General features: G+C 74.0%; 18 protein-coding genes and 1 tRNA gene. 14 read left to right on the top strand and 5 right to left on the bottom strand.

Annotated features, from left to right (window positions below; genetic code table 11):
• Nucleotides 1-110 precede the first annotated feature (110 nt).
• The 6 genes from ACFWBD_RS02410 (at nt 111) to ACFWBD_RS02385 (ending at nt 6,398) form a co-directional block, all read left to right on the top strand.
• Nucleotides 111-1,340, top strand: a complete 1,230-nt coding sequence (locus ACFWBD_RS02410; protein ID WP_385661429.1) for an MBL fold metallo-hydrolase — start codon at nt 111-113, stop codon at nt 1,338-1,340.
• 312 nt (nt 1,341-1,652) lie between these two features.
• A complete protein-coding gene (locus tag ACFWBD_RS02405; RefSeq protein WP_385661427.1) occupies nt 1,653-4,238 on the top strand; it encodes an ATP-binding protein in 2,586 nt (861 codons plus the stop codon).
• 80 nt (nt 4,239-4,318) lie between these two features.
• Nucleotides 4,319-4,753, top strand: a complete 435-nt coding sequence (locus ACFWBD_RS02400; RefSeq protein WP_385661424.1) for a roadblock/LC7 domain-containing protein — start codon at nt 4,319-4,321, stop codon at nt 4,751-4,753.
• Nucleotides 4,754-4,755: 2 nt separating this feature from the next.
• The gene (locus ACFWBD_RS02395) at nt 4,756-5,127 is read left to right on the top strand and encodes a DUF742 domain-containing protein (RefSeq protein ID WP_020129490.1); all 372 of its coding nucleotides are present in this window, start codon (nt 4,756-4,758) and stop codon (nt 5,125-5,127) included.
• Nucleotides 5,105-5,764 (top strand): ATP/GTP-binding protein, encoded by a 660-nt coding sequence (locus ACFWBD_RS02390; RefSeq protein ID WP_385661421.1) that lies wholly within the window; start codon nt 5,105-5,107, stop codon nt 5,762-5,764. Before ACFWBD_RS02395 ends, ACFWBD_RS02390 begins: the two co-directional genes overlap by 23 nt.
• A 61-nt stretch (nt 5,765-5,825) precedes the next feature.
• Complete coding sequence (locus ACFWBD_RS02385) at nt 5,826-6,398, top strand: GAF domain-containing protein (RefSeq protein ID WP_385661418.1); 573 nt, start codon at nt 5,826-5,828, stop codon at nt 6,396-6,398.
• A 10-nt stretch (nt 6,399-6,408) separates the two neighbouring features.
• Here ACFWBD_RS02385 and ACFWBD_RS02380 read toward each other — a convergent pair whose 3' ends face one another.
• Nucleotides 6,409-7,014, bottom strand: coding sequence for a GPP34 family phosphoprotein (locus ACFWBD_RS02380; protein ID WP_385661416.1), 606 nt, complete (start codon nt 7,012-7,014; stop codon nt 6,409-6,411).
• 253 nt (nt 7,015-7,267) lie between these two features.
• Here ACFWBD_RS02380 and tdh point away from each other — a divergent pair, with 253 nt between their 5' ends.
• The 8 genes from tdh to ACFWBD_RS02340 all read left to right on the top strand — a co-directional run bounded on the left by tdh (nt 7,268) and on the right by ACFWBD_RS02340 (nt 13,378).
• Complete coding sequence (gene tdh, locus ACFWBD_RS02375; RefSeq protein ID WP_385661413.1) at nt 7,268-8,296, top strand: L-threonine 3-dehydrogenase; 1,029 nt, start codon at nt 7,268-7,270, stop codon at nt 8,294-8,296.
• 28 nt (nt 8,297-8,324) lie between these two features.
• A complete protein-coding gene (locus ACFWBD_RS02370) occupies nt 8,325-9,521 on the top strand; it encodes a glycine C-acetyltransferase (RefSeq protein WP_385661410.1) in 1,197 nt (398 codons plus the stop codon).
• Between the two features lie 251 nt (nt 9,522-9,772).
• Entirely contained in the window at nt 9,773-10,675 is a 903-nt protein-coding gene (locus ACFWBD_RS02365; protein WP_385661407.1) for a LysR family transcriptional regulator, read from the top strand.
• Between the two features lie 55 nt (nt 10,676-10,730).
• The gene (locus ACFWBD_RS02360) at nt 10,731-11,330 is read left to right on the top strand and encodes a helix-turn-helix domain-containing protein (RefSeq protein WP_385661404.1); all 600 of its coding nucleotides are present in this window, start codon (nt 10,731-10,733) and stop codon (nt 11,328-11,330) included.
• Nucleotides 11,327-11,848 carry a GNAT family N-acetyltransferase gene (locus tag ACFWBD_RS02355; RefSeq protein ID WP_385661401.1) on the top strand — a complete coding sequence of 174 codons (522 nt, stop codon included), beginning with the start codon at nt 11,327-11,329 and terminating at the stop codon, nt 11,846-11,848. Before ACFWBD_RS02360 ends, ACFWBD_RS02355 begins: the two co-directional genes overlap by 4 nt.
• Nucleotides 11,849-11,878: 30 nt before the next feature.
• Complete coding sequence (locus ACFWBD_RS02350) at nt 11,879-12,238, top strand: MmcQ/YjbR family DNA-binding protein (RefSeq protein ID WP_385661398.1); 360 nt, start codon at nt 11,879-11,881, stop codon at nt 12,236-12,238.
• A gap of 108 nt (nt 12,239-12,346) precedes the next feature.
• Nucleotides 12,347-12,423, top strand: a tRNA-Pro gene (locus tag ACFWBD_RS02345).
• A gap of 208 nt (nt 12,424-12,631) precedes the next feature.
• Nucleotides 12,632-13,378, top strand: a complete 747-nt coding sequence (locus ACFWBD_RS02340) for a sigma-70 family RNA polymerase sigma factor (RefSeq protein WP_385661395.1) — start codon at nt 12,632-12,634, stop codon at nt 13,376-13,378.
• A gap of 163 nt (nt 13,379-13,541) precedes the next feature.
• Here the strand turns inward: ACFWBD_RS02340 and ACFWBD_RS02335 are convergent, their stop codons facing one another.
• From ACFWBD_RS02335 to ACFWBD_RS02320, 4 genes are read right to left on the bottom strand one after another with little or no spacing between them, the layout of a single operon-like run.
• Nucleotides 13,542-13,967 (bottom strand): (2Fe-2S) ferredoxin domain-containing protein, encoded by a 426-nt coding sequence (locus ACFWBD_RS02335; protein ID WP_385661392.1) that lies wholly within the window; start codon nt 13,965-13,967, stop codon nt 13,542-13,544.
• Between the two features lie 2 nt (nt 13,968-13,969).
• On the bottom strand, nt 13,970-14,509 hold the full coding sequence (locus tag ACFWBD_RS02330; RefSeq protein WP_385661389.1) for an NUDIX hydrolase family protein: 540 nt from the start codon (nt 14,507-14,509) through the stop codon (nt 13,970-13,972).
• Nucleotides 14,510-14,524: 15 nt separating this feature from the next.
• Nucleotides 14,525-15,670 carry an amidohydrolase family protein gene (locus ACFWBD_RS02325; RefSeq protein WP_385661387.1) on the bottom strand — a complete coding sequence of 382 codons (1,146 nt, stop codon included), beginning with the start codon at nt 15,668-15,670 and terminating at the stop codon, nt 14,525-14,527.
• Nucleotide 15,671: 1 nt separating this feature from the next.
• Nucleotides 15,672-17,075 (bottom strand): glutamine synthetase, encoded by a 1,404-nt coding sequence (locus ACFWBD_RS02320; protein WP_385661384.1) that lies wholly within the window; start codon nt 17,073-17,075, stop codon nt 15,672-15,674.
• Nucleotides 17,076-17,077 lie beyond the last annotated feature (2 nt).

Below are 17,077 nucleotides of genomic sequence, written 5' to 3'. Positions count from 1 at the left end.
CGGGGACGCCGTGTCAAAGCAGGCTCGCGGCGGAATGACCGGGGTGACCCCGGCGTTGTCGGAGCGGGCGACCATAATGGAATGCCTCAGCGACTCCCCCTGGAGGTACCGTGTCCGGTTTCCGTTCCCTGAGCTCCGGGCTCCGCGCTCTACAGCCCGCGGCCTTCGGCGCGGATCCGAGCGGTGAGCGCCTGGCGCGCATCCGCAGATCGCCCCACTTCAAGGACGGGGTCTTCCAGAACCCCGGCGGCCTGGCGAGCACCCGGCCCTCGGGCTCGATGCTCGAGTTCGCCAAGGCCTTCTTCGACAAGGACCAGCGCCCCCGCCGCGCGCCCGCGGGCACCGTACCCGTGCACCCCACCACCCTCGCCGATCTCGCCGAGCCGCCGGTGACGGGCCTGCGGCTGACCTGGTTGGGGCACTCCAGTGTGCTCGCGGAGATCGACGGGCGGCGCGTGCTGTTCGACCCCGTCTGGGGCGAGCGCTGTTCCCCCTTCTCCTTCGCGGGACCCAAGCGGCTGCACCCCGTCCCGCTGCCGCTGGCCGCGCTGGGCCCGGTCGACGTCGTCGTCATCTCCCACGACCACTACGACCATCTGGACCTGCCCACGATCAAGGCGCTCGCGGACACGGACACCCTGTTCGCCGTGCCGCTCGGCGTCGGCTCCCACCTCGAACACTGGGGAGTGTCCGCCGACCGGCTGCGCGAGCTGGACTGGCACGAGGCGACGAAGGTCGGCGGACTCACCCTGACCGCCACCCCGGCCCGTCACTTCTGCGGCCGCGGGCTGCGCAACACCCAGCACACCCTGTGGGCCTCCTGGGTCGTCGCGGGCGAGGAGCACCGGATCTACCACAGTGGTGACACCGGCTACTTCGAGGGTTTCAAGGACATCGGCGCCGAGCACGGTCCGTTCGACGCGACCATGATCCAGATCGGGGCCTACTCGGACTTCTGGCCCGACATCCACATGACCCCCGAGGAGGGCATGCGCGCCCACCTGGACCTCCAGGGCGGTCCCGGCGGAGTGATGCTGCCGATCCACTGGGGCACGTTCAACCTCGCCACCCACGCGTGGACCGACCCGGGCGAGGGCACCCTGGCCGCCGCACGGGCCGTCGGCGCGCGGGCCGCCCTGCCCCGACCCGGCGAGCCCTTCGAGCCCGGGGCCGAGGCCGTCCCGGACGAGCCGTGGTGGCGGGAGGTGGCGCTCGCTCCGGCCGCCGGATGGCAGCCCCTGATCGCGACGGTAACCAAGGCCAAAGCCGATACCGAGAGTGACGAAAGTCGAGGTGCCGTCGAGGGCGGCGATGCGCCGGAGGCGGTCCCGGCGGGCTGACCCAGGGCCTGAGGTGAACGACCGTGCGGGCCGGGGAGCGAAAAGCTCCCCGGCCCGCACGGTCGTTTCCGGACCGTCTCTGACCAGGTCTGATCGGCATCTTTCCGTGTTGCTCCCTGAGTGGCGCGGCCTTATCGGTCTGTCGTGCGAAGCCTCATACCAGAGCGGGACGCTCGCCGGGTGACTTTGTCAACTGCCCACCGCACCTGACACGTTGCCGACTACTGTGAGTGGCCGTCGGGTGACAGCGGGCCGAATTCTTCGGCTCTCCCGACCGACGGCCAGGCTCGACGGACCAGTACGAGGACACCGATGTCTCACCTCCGCGCACCCGCCGCACGTGCCGACCGCCGTGAGGGCGGGCGGCACGGGCGACCGGTCGCCCGCCCCGCACCGGCGCCGGCCGAGACACACATACGGCACCAGTTGCTGCGGCTCGCCGTGCTCCCGCCGACCGCGGTCGCCCTCAGCGCCTGCGCGGTCGTCCTGTTCACCGTGCGCTCGTCCGGCATCCGGCCCGGCGCGACCCTGTGGGCGGTCGTCGCCGGCGGCGTCGCGGTGACCGGCGTCGGCATCGTGATCGCCGCCGTGGCCGCGGACCGCGCCGCCCGCTCCGTCAGCGACCGCGTCGCGGCCCTGCGCCGCGGCAGCGCGCGCGGCGAGGCCGACCTGCGGGCCGTCATCGAGGCGCTGCGCCGCGGCGAGGTCCCGCCCCAGCGCACGTCGCGCGGCGGCCCGCCCGGCGACGCCGACGACTTCGAACTGCTCGCCGCCGACCTGGCCCGGGCCCGCGACGGGGCCGTCACCGCCGCCGTCCAGGCCGCGCAGCTGTCCAGTCAGGCGGGCAGCGAACAGAAGCTGGAGGTCTTCGTCAATCTCGCGCGGCGCCTTCAGTCCCTGGTGCACCGCGAGATCTCGATCCTCGACGAGCTGGAGAACGCGATCGAGGACCCCGACCTCCTCAAGGGCCTCTTCCACGTCGACCACCTCGCCACCCGTATCCGCCGGCACGCCGAGAACCTCGCCGTCCTCGGCGGGGCCGTCTCCCGGCGGCAGTGGAGCAACCCGGTCTCCATGACCGAGGTGCTGCGCTCCGCCATCGCCGAGGTCGAGCAGTACGCACGGGTCAAGCTCGTCCCGCCCATCGACGGCGAACTGCGCGGCCACGCCGTCGCCGACGTCATCCACCTGCTCGCCGAACTCGTCGAGAACGCCACGGTGTTCTCCGCCCCGCACACCCAGGTGCTGCTGCGCGCCAACCTCGTGACCTCCGGGCTCGCCGTGGAGGTCGAGGACCGCGGCCTCGGTATGCCCGCCGAGGAGCAGAGCAGGATGAACGCCCTGCTCGCCGACCCCGACCAGGTCAACGTCGGCCGGCTGCTGGCCGACGGCCGCATCGGCCTGTTCGTCGTCTCCCAGCTCGCCCGGCGGCACGGCATCCGGGTCCGTCTCCAGAGCAACATCTACGGCGGCGTCCAGGCCGTCCTCGTCGTGCCGCAGGCGCTGCTGGGCTCCGCGCCGGGCGTCCCCGGGGCGGTATCGCAGGGTCCGGACACCGACGGCGCCGGCCGGCCCCTCGCACCCGCCGCACCTCCCGCGCCTCCCGCCCCGGTACGGCCGCCCCTGCCCCCCGCCGCGCAGCCCCGCGCCGCCCGGACACCCGATCCCGCACAGCCGCACCACCCCCGGAACACCGCGGGCGTGTGCCGGCCGACGGGCTTCGCGCACCCCCAGGACGCGCCGGGTGCGGGCGGTCCATCGGTGCCGTCCCCCGGGCGGGGCACCGACGGTGCCGGGCGGTCGTTCGTGCCGGTGCGGGTGGCGGACGGCGTCGTGCCTGCCGGTCCGTCGGGCGGGTCGCCCCAGGCGTGGGACGGCTCGGGTGCGGGCGGTCCATCGGTGCCGTCCCCCGGGCGGGGCACCGACGGTGCCGGGCGGTCGTTCGTGCCGGTGCCGGTGCCGGTGCCGGTGCCGGTGCCGGTGCCGGTGTCGGTGCGGGTGGCGGACGGCGTCGTGCCTGCCGGTCCGTCGGGCGGGTCGCCCCAGGCGTGGGACGGCTCGGGTGCGGGTCGGACCCCGGCCCCGTCCCCGTCCCCGACGCAGGACACGCCCGGCTCGGGGGTGCCCCAGGTCGCCCCGCGTCCGCAGGGTCACCCGAGCGGCTCCGGCCCTGTCCACGCGGCCTCGCCGCCCCCGGACCCCGCCCCCGCCGAGCCGGCCCCGCGGCGGCCGGCCGCACCCGCGCCCCTGCCCGTCCGAGGCGCCCGCGCGGCACGGCCCAACCCGGCCGAGGCCGTGCCCGGCATCCGGCGCGGCGACCGGCCCGTCGTCGAGGAGCACGCGGGCATCGCGCCCACCCCGCGCGTCGGCACGGTGCGCGGCACCATGGGCAAGCCCCAACTGCCCCGCCGCCGCGCCCAGGAACACCTCGTGCCCCAGCTGCGCGGCGGCCCGGCCCCGCGCCAGGACTCCGAGCAGCCCGCCGGTCACGACCCCGGCCTGATGGCGGCCTTCCAGCGCGGCATCGGCCTGGCCGAGGCCCAGCAGAGCCTGGAGGCCGCCGACATCCTGGACCCGGCACCGTCGCGGCCGCCCGCCCCCGCCCCCCTCGAAGTCCTGCTCGACCCGGCCGCCCACCCGGCGTCGGACCACGGCCGGCGTCCCGGAGGCCACGGTGCCGCCGGCGGTGACGCCCCGGGCGGGGGCGCGGCAGAGGGCCGGCCGGTGCCGCTCCCCGTCGACGCCGACGTACGGCCGCCGCATCCGTCCCGCATACCGCAGGCGCGCCCCACGCCCGCCGCCGCGCCGCCCGAGGCGTACGGCACGCGTGACGGGCTGGACCTGCCCGGTCCCGACCGATCCACCGCCCGGCACGACGGGAGCGCACCAGCCGGATGAGCACTGTCACCCCCACCCCCACCCCCACCCCCACCCCCAGCGCTCCCGCAGACCTTCGTACCCCAAGGAGTCGATCCACCATGGCGAGCGATGCGCCGACCGGCCAGGTATCCGATCTCGACTGGCTGATGAGCGGCCTCGTGCAGCGCGTACCGCACACCACGAGCGCGGTGCTGCTCTCCTGCGACGGGCTGGTGAAGTCGGTCCACGGCCTCGACCCCGACAGCGCCGACCACATGGCCGCCCTGGCCTGCGGCCTGTACTCCCTCGGCCGTAGCGCCGGCGTCCGGTTCGGCGACGGCGGGGACGTGCGGCAGGTCGTCGTCGAACTCGACTCGACGCTGCTGTTCGTCACCACCGCCGGCTCGGGCGCGTGTCTCGCGGTGCTCGCCGGCCGGGAGGCCGACGCGGCCGTGCTCGGTTACGAGATGTCGATGCTCGTCAAGAGCGTCCGGCCGTATCTCATGACCGCGCCCCGGCAGCACACCGTCGAACCGTCGGTGATGGGACCTTGAGCGTGGCGGCGGCCGGCGACGGGCCCTGGCTCGACGACGCGGCCGGGCGGCTGGTGCGCCCCTTCACGGTCAGCGGCGGCCGGACCAAGCCCAGCGTCGCCCTCGACCTCATGTCGCAGGTGATGGCCACCGGGGCGACCCCTCTCGGCTACCTCGGTCCCGAACACGCGACCGCGCTCCATCTGACCCGCGCACCCGTCTCGGTGGCCGAGATCGCGGCCCATCTGAAGCTGCCGGCGGCGGTCACCAAGGTGCTGCTGTCGGACCTCCTCGACTGCGGGGCGCTGACCACCAAGCCCCCCGAGTACCACCACATCCCCACCGACCGGGCCCTTCTGGAGGCAGTGCTCGATGGACTACGACGACAGCTCTGAGTACGACGAGTACGACGAGCACCGCGAGCACGGCGCCCCTGACGGCGGCGGCTCGGACCCCTTTCCCACGGCGTTGAAGATCCTGGTCGCGGGCGGCTTCGGGGTCGGCAAGACGACCTTCGTCGGCGCCGTGAGCGAGATCGCGCCGCTCAGTACCGAGGAGCTGCTCACCACGGTCAGCGCCGCGACCGACAACCTCGACGGCATCGAGAACAAGGTCGAGACGACCGTCGCCATGGACTTCGGCCGCATCACCCTCGACCCGAGCCATGTCCTCTACCTGTTCGGCACGCCCGGCCAGGAGCGGTTCTGGTTCATGTGGGACGAACTCTCCGAGGGCGCCCTCGGCGCGGTCATCCTCGTCGACACCCGCCGCCTGGAGGAGTGCTTCGCGGCCGTCGACTTCTTCGAGGAACGCGGACTCGCCTTCATCATCGCCATCAACGAGTTCGACGGCTCCCACCGCTACAACCCCGAAGAGGTGCGCGCCGCCATCGACCTCACCCCGGACGTCCCCGTCGTGCGCTGCGACGCCCGTATCTCCGCGTCCGGTGTCCAGACCCTGCTCACCCTCGTCAAACACCTGATCGCCCACGCACCGGCCGCACCCCAGCCGAGCCGCGGCGCCCACATGTGATCCCCGCACCCAACGCCCCGGAGCCGCATATGACGTACGTCCACAGCGACGGAACCCGGACATGAGCTACGACCCGCCGCGCCCGGCCGGTCGTCTGCTGCTCACGCCGGAGGACAGGGAAGCTCCCGCCCGCGCCCGCAGGCTGCGCAGACTCGGCCTCGGGGGACAGCCGGAGCCCGCCCTGGACGCCTTCGCGGACCGCCTGGCCGAGGTGGCCGGAGCGCCGTACGCCATGGTCAACTTCCTGGACGAGGAACGGCAGTTCTTCGCCGGGCTGCACACCCCGGAGGGCGGCCGGGCCGCGCGCGGCGGCAAGCCCGAGGTGGGCCGCCGGCTGCCCCGCGACTACGGCTACTGCCCCCATGTCGTCGTGCGGCGCAAGGCGCTGGTGCTGGAGGACGTGGGCGACTACCCGCGCTTCGCGGGCAACCCGGTCGTCGACGAGTACGGCATCCGCTCCTACCTGGGCGCCCCGCTCATCGACACGAGCGGCATGGTGCTGGGCACGGTGTGCGTCGCCGATCTCACGCCCCGGCCCTGGGGGAAGGCCGGCCTGGAGACCATCAAGTCGACGGCCGCCGAACTCGCCGGACAGCTGCAGCGGCGGGAGGCCGACGGGTTCCCGGCGCCGTGAGGCACGCCGGTCAGGGGGCCCGCCAGATGTTGTCGAAGGCCGCGTCCTCGATGGACCGCCGCTGTCGTACGGCCTCGAGTTCCGCCGCCGCGTCGCCGACCGCCGCCAGGACCGTCACGACCGGGTCGCCGGGGAGGTCCGGGAAGCCGTCGGCGGGCTCCTCGCGCAGACCCACGGCGGCGGCCAGCGCGGCGAGGACCGGCTCGTCCGCCTCCCAGCGCCCGGTGGCCCGGCGACGGGCCGGTGAGTCGAGCGGCTCCGTCCCCGCGGACCGGAAGGGGAGCCGGCCGTGGCGCGGCCGTCCGATCAGCCCGTCCGCCTCGAGACGGGCGGAATAGGCGGCGGCCAGGCCGCTGCCACGGCGCCACAGCCAGTCCTCGACCGACTCGTACGGCGTCGCCCGCACGAGTGACGCCGCGGCCTCGGCGAGAAGGTGGTCGTCCGGTGCCGGCGCCGGGCCGGGGACGAGGAGATCGCCGTCGAGGGTGACCGCTCCGGATCCGACGAGATCGATCACCTCGGCGCCCGCGAGGGCGAGCGACAGTTCGCCCTGCGCGACAGGGCGCACGGGCGCCACGTCCATCGCGACGAGGATCAGGTCCCGTGCTGTGGTCATCGAAGACTCCACGTCAGTCGGCCGGCCTTGCGAGGGTTGCGGTCCAGGGTGGCACGCCCCACCGTGGTGTGCGGGAAGCCGGTCCGGGCGAGCGGGGCCACCCGTGTGAAGCGGAGCTGTGGCGGCGCTTAAGAAAAGCTCGATGGACCGGGCCGGGTGAAGTGCGGCAGATTGCTGGGCGAATCCACATGTCTTCCCGGATGCGGGGCCCTTCGGGCTGCCCGCGCCCGGGCCTCATCACAGGAGCCGTAGCGTGAAGGCGCTGGTCAAGGAGAAGGCGGAGCCCGGACTGTGGCTCGCGGACGTCCCCGAGCCGGCCGTCGGGCCCGGCGACGTGCTGATCAGGGTGCTGCGCACCGGGATCTGCGGCACCGATCTGCACATCCGGTCCTGGGACGGCTGGGCGCGGCAGACGATCAGCACCCCGCTCGTGCTCGGGCACGAGTTCGCCGGCGAGGTCGTCGGCACCGGCCGTGACGTCGCCGACATCCAGGTGGGGGACCGGGTCAGCGGCGAGGGGCACCTCGTCTGCGGCAAGTGCCGCAACTGTCTCGCCGGGCGCCGCCATCTGTGCCGGGCCACCGTCGGGCTCGGCGTCGGCCGCGACGGCGCCTTCGCGGAGTACGTCGCCCTGCCCGCGTCCAACGTGTGGGTGCACCGGGTGCCGGTGGACCTCGACGTGGCGGCGATCTTCGACCCGTTCGGCAACGCCGTGCACACCGCGCTGTCCTTCCCGCTCGTCGGCGAGGACGTCCTGATCACCGGCGCCGGACCGATCGGGCTGATGGCCGCCGCCGTCGCCCGGCACGCGGGCGCCCGCAACGTCGTCGTCACCGACGTCAGCGAGGAGCGGCTGGAGCTGGCCCGCAAGATCGGCGCGAGCCTCGCATTGAACGTGTCGCAGGCGTCCATCGCCGACGGGCAGCGTGAGCTGGGGCTGCGCGAGGGCTTCGACATCGGTCTGGAGATGTCCGGCCGGCCCGCCGCGCTGCGCGACATGATCGCCAACATGACGCACGGCGGCCGGATCGCGATGCTGGGGCTGCCCGCCGAGGAGTTCCCCGTCGACTGGGCCCGGATCGTCACCTCGATGATCACGATCAAGGGCATCTACGGCCGCGAGATGTTCGAGACCTGGTACGCGATGTCGGTGCTGCTGGAGGGCGGCCTCGACCTCGCCCCCGTGATCACCGGCCGGTACGGCTACCGCGACTTCGAGGCGGCCTTCGCCGACGCGGAGAGCGGCCGCGGCGGCAAGGTCATCCTCGACTGGACCGCGTAAGCCACCCGTATTCCTTAGGAGCTCTTCCATGTTCGACTCCGTGCGCGACGACCTGCGCGCCACCCTCGACGAGATCCGCGCCGCCGGTCTGCACAAGCCCGAGCGGGTCATCGGCAGCCCGCAGTCGGCGACGGTCGCCGTGACCTCGGGCGGCCGGCCCGGCGAGGTCCTGAACTTCTGCGCCAACAACTACCTCGGCCTCGCCGACCACCCCGAGGTCGTCGCCGCCGCCCACGAGGCCCTCGACCGCTGGGGCTACGGCATGGCGTCGGTGCGCTTCATCTGCGGGACGCAGGAGGTGCACAAGGAGCTGGAGGCGCGGCTGTCGGCCTTCCTCGGCCAGGAGGACACGATCCTGTACTCCTCCTGCTTCGACGCGAACGGCGGGGTCTTCGAGACGCTTCTCGGCCCCGAGGACGCGGTGATCTCCGACGCTCTCAACCATGCCTCGATCATCGACGGCATCCGGCTGTCCAAGGCCCGCCGGTTCCGCTACGCCAACCGTGATCTGGCGGACCTGGAGCGGCAGTTGAAGGACGCGTCCGACGCGCGGCGCCGGCTGGTCGTCACCGACGGCGTCTTCTCCATGGACGGCTATGTGGCGCCCCTCGCCGAGATCTGCGACCTCGCCGAGCGCTACGACGCCATGGTCATGGTCGACGACTCGCACGCGGTCGGCTTCGTCGGCCCCGGCGGCCGCGGCACGCCCGAGCTGCACGGGGTGATGGACCGGGTCGACATCATCACCGGCACCCTGGGCAAGGCGCTGGGCGGCGCGTCGGGCGGCTATGTGGCCGCCCGGGCGGAGATCGTCGCCCTGCTCCGCCAGCGCTCCCGCCCGTACCTCTTCTCCAACACCCTCGCCCCGGTCATCGCCGCCGCCTCGCTGAAGGTGCTCGACCTGCTGGAGTCGGCCGACGACCTGCGGGTGCGGCTCGCCGAGAACACCGCGCTGTTCCGCCGCCGGATGACCGACGAGGGCTTCGACATCCTGCCCGGCGACCACGCCATCGCGCCCGTGATGATCGGCGACGCGGCGAAGGCGGCCCGGCTGGCCGAACTGCTGCTGGAGCGCGGGGTGTACGTGATCGGCTTCTCCTACCCGGTCGTCCCGCAGGACCGGGCCCGGATCCGGGTCCAGCTGTCCGCCGCGCACTCCACGGACGACGTCAACCGCGCGGTCGACGCCTTCATCGCGGCGCGGGCCGAGCTGGAAGCCGCCTGAGCCGGAAGCGGCCTGAGCCGGAAGCGGCCTGAGCCGGAAGCGGCCTGAGCATTCCGAGCTGGAAGCCGCGAGCCGGAAGCGCTCCCGGCACGAAGCGGCCCGGCGCCCCAAGCGGTCCGGGCGCCGGAAGCGGTCCTGTCGGGGAGGCCCGGTCCGGCAGGAGATCCGGGCCCCGGCAGGCGGTCCGGTCCGGCAGGCGGTCCGGGCCGGAGGCGGTCCGGGCGGCTCGGACATATTGCGATAATCGATCCATGATCGAAGCGCGGCGGCTCCACATCCTCCGTGCGGTGGCCGACCACCGCACGGTGACCGCGGCTGCCGCCGCGCTGTATCTCACCCCGTCCGCCGTCTCCCAGCAGCTGACGGCCCTGGAGCAGGAGACCGGCCACCGGCTGGTCGAGCGCGGCGCCAAGGGCGTACGGCTCACCCCGGCCGGCGAGATCCTGCTCGCCCACACCAACGCCGTCCTCGCCCAGCTGGAGCGGGCCGAGGCGGAGCTGGCCGCCTACAGCTCCGGAGCGGCCGGCACGGTCACCGTCGCCGCCTTCGCGACGGGGATCGCCCTGGTCGTGGCGCCCGCGGTGGCCCGGCTGGCCGGCACCGCCCCGGGGATCCGGATCCGCGTCCAGGACGCCGAGGGCGACGCCAGCCTGCCGATGGTGCTCGACCGGCAGGTCGACGTCGCGGTGGCCGTCGAGTACCGCGGGGCCCCGGCCGCCGACGACCCGAGGCTCGCGCACGTCCCGCTCTACGCCGAGCCCTTCGACGCGGTCGTCCCGGTCAGCCACCGTCTCGCCGACGCCCCCGAGGTGCCGCTCGCCGAACTGGCCAAGGACCCGTGGATCGGCCCCTACCCGGGCAACCCCTGCCATGACGTGGTCGTCCTGGCCTGCGAGACCGCCGGCTTCCAGCCCCGTCTGGAGCACTCCTCGGACGACTTCCGCGCGGTCGTCGCACTGGCCTCGGCCGACGCGGGAGTGGCGCTCGTCCCGCGTTCGGCGCTGCGCGGCATGGACCTCACGGGGGTGGTCGTACGGCCGGTCGACGGGGTGGCGCCGACCCGGAGGGTCTTCGCGGCCGTCCGCCGGGGAGCGGAGGGCCATCCGCTGATCCGGCCGGTGCTGGAGGCGCTCGGCGAGGCCGCCCGGGTGTGAGCCCTGTGAGCCTTCCGTAACAGCGCTGTCTCATATCCGGGATAACTTCCCGGATATGAGACACGACGAGACAGGCGGAGCGGAGACGGTCGGATCGCCGGATCCCGTCGATGTGCGGATCGCCGGGCGGCTGGCCGAGTTGCGGGCCGAACGCGGTTGGTCCCTGGGGGAGTTGGCGGACCGCAGCGGGGTGAGCCGGTCCACCCTCTCGCGGGCCGAGCGGGCGGAGACCAGTGCGACCGCCGCGCTGCTCAACCGTCTCTGCCATGTCTACGGGAAGACCATGTCCCGGCTGCTCAGCGAGGTGGAGGCGGAGCCCGCGCCGGTACTGCGCGCCGACGAGCAGCCCGTCTGGGAGGACCGGGCCTCCGGCTTCGTCCGGCGCTCCGTGTCGCCGCCGCACCCCGCGCTGCGCGGCGAACTGGTCGAGGGCCGGCTGGCCGTGGGCGCCGACATCGCCTACGACCGGCCGCCCGTGGCGGGCCTGGAACAGCACATCTGGGTGCTGGAGGGCGCCCTCGAGGTGACGGCCGAGGACACCGGGCACCACCTCGGCGCCGGGGACTGCCTGCGCCTGCGGGTGTGGGGCCCGACCCGGTTCCGGTGCGCGGGCGACGAGGATGTGCGGTACGTCCTCGCGGTGGTGCTGCCATGACCGTGACCCGGCTCGACGCCCCCCGACTGCGCGCCCGCGCGGCGGAGTTGGCCGGCCTGCTGATCGGCGCGGTGGACGACGGCGCCTCGCTCGGCTTCCTCGCGCCGCTCGGCCGGGCGGCGGCCGAAGCCTGGTGGGAGGAACGCGCGGCGGGCGTGGCCGCCGGCCGGCTCGCGGTCTGGACGGCGCAGGACGGGGACCGTGTCGTCGGCACCGTCGGCCTGGCCTTCCCCGACAAGCCCAACAGCCGCCACCGCGCCGAGCTCGTCAAGCTGATCGTCCACCGGGACGCCCGCGGGAAGGGACTCGGCCGCACCCTCCTGACCGCCGCCGAGGAGAGCGCCGTCGCGGCCGGTGTCAGCCTGCTGCACCTGGACACCGAGACCGACAGCCCCGCCGAACACCTCTACCGCTCCGCCGGGTGGACCAGGGCCGGGGCGATCCCGGACTACGCGGCGAGCCCGGCCGGGGTCCTGCGCCCGACCACCCTGTACTACAAGCAGGTCGCCGTCGAGTGACTGTCAGTGGCAGCGGCTACGGTGCGGAGCATGCCGGACGCCGAAGACGTACGCCGTATCGCCCTGTCCCTGCCGGACACCACGGAGAAGATCTCCTGGAACATGCCCACCTTCCGGGTCGCGGGGAAGATGTTCGCCACCCTGCCCGAGGAAGAGACCTCCCTCGCCGTGCGCTGCCCCAAGGAGGAGCGCGACGAACTGGTGCTCGCCGAGCCCGGGAAGTTCTGGATCGCCGGCCACGAGGCCCAGTTCGCCTGGGTGCGGGCCCGCCTCGCCGCGCTGGAGGACGAGGCCGAGCTGCGGGACATCCTCGCCGACTCGTGGCGGCAGGCGGCCCCGACGCGACTGCTGGACGCGTACCCGGAACTGGGGGCGACCTCGAGGGAATGACGGTGCCCGGCGGCCGGGGCGCGGGAAACGGGTGCGCGACCATCGACCCGAGTGCGGTATGGTTTCCATGCGTGTTCGGCCAGGGGAAACCCCAGGTCAGACGGGCAACGGGACGTGGCGCAGCTTGGTAGCGCACTTGACTGGGGGTCAAGGGGTCGCAGGTTCAAATCCTGTCGTCCCGACCAGCTTCATCGCAGGTCGGAAGGTCGTTTCCACGAAAGCGTGGAAGCGGCCTTCATCGTTTTCCCCACCGTGAGAGGCACTGAGACACGGTGGCGTGCGGTGGCGCGTCCGTGCTGTCCGTGCTGTCTCTGCTGTGAGTCGGCCGGACTACCTGTGGATTCGCCCAACCCCGAGTGACGCCCAGCGGCCCCGCTGTCAGGATGAGGCGCCATGACCGCAGGGCACGGCAAGGCCGACAAGCACCGCAGGCTCCACGACACCGCCAAGGCCGAGAGGCACCGGACACCGCACGGCGCGGGACGCGCGAAGCGGGCCGGCAAGGCGGCACCGGCCGACGAGTCGACCACCGCGCTGGCGCTCGCCGCGCGGGGCGGGGACGCGGCGGCCGTCGAGGGATTCGTGCGCGCCCTGCACCACGACGTGGTCCGGTACGTGGCCCATCTGAGCGCCGACCCGCAGGCGGCGGACGATCTCGCGCAGGACACGTTCCTGCGGGCGCTGAGCGGACTGCACCGGTTCGAGGGACGTTCCTCGGCGCGGGCGTGGCTGCTGTCCATCGCGCGCCGGGCGGTGATGGACAGCTTCCGGTCCGCCGCCGTCCGGCCGCGCCTGTCGGACCGGGCCGACTGGCAGACGGCCGTCGAACTGGCCCAGCCGCGCGGCCTGCCCGGCTTCGACGACGGTGTCGTCCTGCTGGATCTGCTGGCCACGCTGCCAAAGGACCGGCGGGAGGCGTTCGTGCTGACCCAACTGCTGGGGCTGCCCTACGCGGAGGCGGCCGAGGTGAGCGACTGCCCGGTCGGCACCGTCCGCTCGCGGGTGGCCCGCGCCCGCGCCACCCTGGCCGCCCTGCTCGCCGAGGCGGGCGAACCCGCGGTCACCGCAGCCCCGGCAGCCCCCGCAGCTCGTCGACCTTCGTCAGCCGGGCGAGACCGAGATAGACCAGGACGAGAGTGAGGGAGCCGGCCGTCAGGGCGGTCGCGGCCGACAGGGTGCCGCCGCCCAGCGCGGCCGCACACACGGCGTCGGCCGCCCACCCCGCGACACCGGCGAGGCCCGCCGCAGCAAGCTCCGAGAGCCCCAACCGCCCGGGTCGCAGGGGCGGTTGGGGTGCACAGAGTCACCTGCGGCCGCGTACCCGCTTCGCTCGCGGTGGGCTGATGAACTGGAGCTCCAGGGTGACCGGTGGCGCCGCGATTCCCGGGCCGCCGGCCGTCGCCCAGGTCAGGATCTCGTCCGTGCAGTCGTCGTCCATGGCGAAGCCGACCCAGGTGGCCCGGCCGCCGGCCCGGCGTCCGTCGGCCGAGGGCTGGACGACGATCACGTTGGCCTGGTCGCAGGGGCCGAGGCAGTCCGTCGTACGGACCTCGAAGGCGCCGGCGGAGTCGGCGGCGGCCGCCCGCAGCCGCTCCAGCTGCCAGTCGTGGTCGTAGCCGGGGTGTTTGCCGGCGTCGCCGCAGCAGCAGCCCCTGCACACCACGAGTGTGCAGGGACGGCTGCGGGCGGCGCCGACCAGGGCGCGACGGCCGGCCGGCGCGGGTATCACGCTCAGGAGGCCGAGAGGCCGACGTGGGCCAGGGCCTGCCGCAGCAGGAACCCGTGCCCGCCCGGCATCTCGCTCTGCACCGCGAGCGACGCGGCCTCCTGCGGGCTGAACCACACCAGGTCCAGCGCGTCCTGGCGGGGACGGCAGTCGCCGGTCACCGGCACGATGTAGGCCAGCGAGACCGCGTGCTGACGGGGGTCGTGGTAAGGGGTGACGCCCTGCGTAGGGAAGTACTCGGCCACCGTGAACGGCTGGAGCGAGGTCGGTACCCGGGGCAGCGCCACCGGGCCGAGGTCCTTCTCCAGGTGGCGCAGCAGGGCGTCGCGGACACGCTCGTGGTGCAGGACCCGGCCGGAGACCAGGGCCCGGTTGACATTGCCGTCCGGCCCCATCCGCAGCAGCAGGCCGACGCTGGTGACTTCGCCGCTGTCGTCGACGCGCACGGGCACGGCCTCGACGTACAGGATCGGCATACGGGCGCGTGCCATCTCGAGCTCGTCGGAGGTCAGCCAACCCGGCGTGGTTTCGGTCAAGTCAGACATTGCTTGATCATACTTTCAGTGTCCGTCGGGAAGCCGGTAGACCCGGCGGGCGTTGTCGGCTCCGGCCCAGCGTGCCAGGCGCAGCGCGTCGGGCAGGCCCAGTTCGTCGGCGTCCACCCGGTCCTGGAGCAGATCCCCCAGTCCCCTGCGGAACGCCAGCGCGCCGAGCCCGTAGAACTCCGCCACACCATAGGCGTCCGAGCTGTACAGCAGTTTGTGGAACGGTGTGATCTCCAGCGCCTCCTCCAGGACCGCCCGCGCTCGTGGCGGACCCACATGATGCAGGGTGAGCCCCACATCCAGGTAGACCTGCTCGAACACCGCGGCCAGGTAGGCGGCCTGCCGCTGGTAGGGCCAGCAGTGCAGGAGCAGTACCGGGATCGTGCCCGCCGTCAGGTGCAGCCAGTCCGTGAGGTGGCTCGGGTCCACCCGGTGCAGCCGGATGTCGTTGTCGCCGAAGCCGGTGTGCAGCTGGAGCGGGAGCCCCAGGTCGACGGCCGTCCACAGCAGGTGCCGGACCAGCACCGGGTCCGCCAGCCGTCCGCCGCCCGCCAGCCAGCGCCGCGCGGCCCGGGTGACGTCGGCGTCCGGGGGCCGGGCCGGGTCGAGGTCGAAGCCGGTCCGGTAGGCGGCCACCGACTTGACCGCCACCACGCCCGGCCGCCGTACCGCGTCCAGGGCGGCCGCCCGGAACGCGTCGGCGTACCCGTCGGCCTCGACACCCCGTCCGGCCACGGCCTCCGCGACGGACTCCAGCCGGACGACCTCGCGGGCGAGGGCCGGTCCGCCGGCTCCGGCCGCCCCGGCCAGCTCGGCGGGCGTGGTGACGCGGTGCGGGGCGAACCCGGTGTCGACGCAGAAGACGCCGGTCCGGGCGGCGGTGAGGAACCGCCGGTTCACCTCCCGCGGGCCGAGTTCGGCGCGCCGGGCCAGGTAGACGTCGGCCGGGGCGTGCCGCTCCAGGTCGAGCAGCGGCGCGCAGTGGCGGCGTACGGCCACCCCGGCGGGCGTGTCGAAGGCCGAGACGCCGGGCCACCGGTCGCCCTCGGTGAGCAGCGCCTCGAAGCCCGGCCGGTCCAGCGGGTCGACGACGACCCCGTGACAGTGGTGGTCCACCAGCTCCAGCTCGTCGAGCGCCTCATGGACCGGTCCGCCGGTCATGTCAGTACTTCCAGCGGTAGGCCGCGGCCACCCGCTCGTCGTCGAGCCCGTCGACGGCGTCGATCTCGCCCTGCCGTACGGCGCTCACCGCGTCGGCGAGGACCGGGCCGAGCGCGGTCCGCAGCACCTCGTCCACGCGGAACTCGGCGAGGGCCCCGGCGAGCGAGGTCGGCAGCCGGCGCACGCCCCGGGCCGCGGCCTCCCCGGCGCCGAGCCGGGCCGGGTCCCCGGTCGTCTCCTCGGGCAGGACGGCGCCCGAGGCGAGCCCGGCCAGCCCGGCGGCGATCAGGCAGCCGAGGGCGAGGTAAGGGTTGGCGGCCAGGTCGACCGGCTTGACCTCCAGATTCGCCTGCTCCGCGCGCCGGCCCGCCGTACCGCGCACCAGGCGCAGCGCGCACTCGCGGGTCTCCAGGCCCCAGGCGGTGAACACCCCGGCCCACTGCGACGGCTTGAGGCGCAGCCGGCTCGCCGGGCTGGGCGCGGTCACCGCCGTGAGGGCCGGGAGCCGGGCCAGCACTCCGGCCGCGAACGCCTCGGCGTCGGCCGTCATGCCGTGCCGCCGTACTCCGCCCGTGTGCAGGTTCGTGCCGTCCCGCCAGGCGGAGAGATGGACGTGCCCGCCGTTGCCGACTCCTTCCGCCACGACGGCGGGGGAGAAGGACACCCGCAGGCCGTGGCGCCGGGCCAGCGCGCGGATCGTCTGGCGGACGAGGACGCTGCGGTCGGCCGCCGCCACCGGGTCGAGCGCGCCCACGGAGATCTCGAACTGGCCGGGCGCGTACTCGGGATGGACCTGGTCGACGTCCACGCCCTGCGCGGCGCACGCGGCCAGCAGGTCGGCGGTGTACTCGCTCAGTTCGACCTGCCGGGTCGCGCCGTACGCCGGTCCCGTGGCCGCCGGGACGAACTCCCCCTCGGGCGCCGAGTCCAGGCCGACCGACCACTCGATCTCGATGGCCGCCTTGAACGCGACACCGTGCTGGTGGGCCGCGTCCGCGACGATACGGCGCAGAAAGGTGCGGGAGCAGCCGGGGTGCCGTTCGCCGTCCTGGGTGACGCGGTCGACCGGCGCCCAGGCCCAGCCGGGCTGTCCGGCCAGGGCCACGAGCCGGTCGAGGTCCGGGTAGAGGCGCAGGTCGCCGTCCGGGGAGCCCAGAACGTCGGTCGCGACGATGTGGTCGTTCGCCAGGAACGTGTCGAACACCGGTGACATCCCGACGCCCCAGGCCGCCGCCGAGGCCAGCCCGGCCGTGGGGATCGTCTTCACCCGGCCGATGCCCGCCGTGTCGACGTAGGCCAGGACGATCCCGTGCACGCCTCTCGCCGACAGCTCGCCGCCGAGCGCGTCGGCCCGCTCGACCTCTCCGGGACGCCCACCGGGGACGGGATCGGCAAGGGTCGTCATAC

The sequence above is a fragment of the Streptomyces sp. NPDC060002 genome (assembly GCF_042737245.1).
Taxonomy (GTDB): domain Bacteria; phylum Actinomycetota; class Actinomycetes; order Streptomycetales; family Streptomycetaceae; genus Streptomyces.
This window is presented reverse-complemented; position numbering and strand designations above follow the sequence as displayed.

Bases quoted from the DNA above. Each gene is read 5' to 3' on its own strand.
- ACFWBD_RS02405 (WP_385661427.1), top strand. From the start codon at position 1,653: ATGTCTCACCTCCGCGCACCCGCCGCACGTGCCGACCGCCGTGAGGGC.
- ACFWBD_RS02400 (WP_385661424.1), top strand. From the start codon at position 4,319: ATGGCGAGCGATGCGCCGACCGGCCAGGTATCCGATCTCGACTGGCTG.
- ACFWBD_RS02330 (WP_385661389.1), bottom strand. From the start codon at position 14,509: ATGTCTGACTTGACCGAAACCACGCCGGGTTGGCTGACCTCCGACGAG.
- ACFWBD_RS02385 (WP_385661418.1), top strand. From the start codon at position 5,826: ATGAGCTACGACCCGCCGCGCCCGGCCGGTCGTCTGCTGCTCACGCCG.
- ACFWBD_RS02370 (WP_385661410.1), top strand. From the start codon at position 8,325: ATGTTCGACTCCGTGCGCGACGACCTGCGCGCCACCCTCGACGAGATC.
- ACFWBD_RS02340 (WP_385661395.1), top strand. From the start codon at position 12,632: ATGACCGCAGGGCACGGCAAGGCCGACAAGCACCGCAGGCTCCACGAC.
- ACFWBD_RS02360 (WP_385661404.1), top strand. From the start codon at position 10,731: ATGAGACACGACGAGACAGGCGGAGCGGAGACGGTCGGATCGCCGGAT.
- ACFWBD_RS02325 (WP_385661387.1), bottom strand. From the start codon at position 15,670: ATGACCGGCGGACCGGTCCATGAGGCGCTCGACGAGCTGGAGCTGGTG.
- ACFWBD_RS02355 (WP_385661401.1), top strand. From the start codon at position 11,327: ATGACCGTGACCCGGCTCGACGCCCCCCGACTGCGCGCCCGCGCGGCG.
- ACFWBD_RS02390 (WP_385661421.1), top strand. From the start codon at position 5,105: ATGGACTACGACGACAGCTCTGAGTACGACGAGTACGACGAGCACCGC.
- ACFWBD_RS02320 (WP_385661384.1), bottom strand. From the start codon at position 17,075: ATGACGACCCTTGCCGATCCCGTCCCCGGTGGGCGTCCCGGAGAGGTC.
- ACFWBD_RS02380 (WP_385661416.1), bottom strand. From the start codon at position 7,014: ATGACCACAGCACGGGACCTGATCCTCGTCGCGATGGACGTGGCGCCC.
- ACFWBD_RS02365 (WP_385661407.1), top strand. From the start codon at position 9,773: ATGATCGAAGCGCGGCGGCTCCACATCCTCCGTGCGGTGGCCGACCAC.
- ACFWBD_RS02350 (WP_385661398.1), top strand. From the start codon at position 11,879: ATGCCGGACGCCGAAGACGTACGCCGTATCGCCCTGTCCCTGCCGGAC.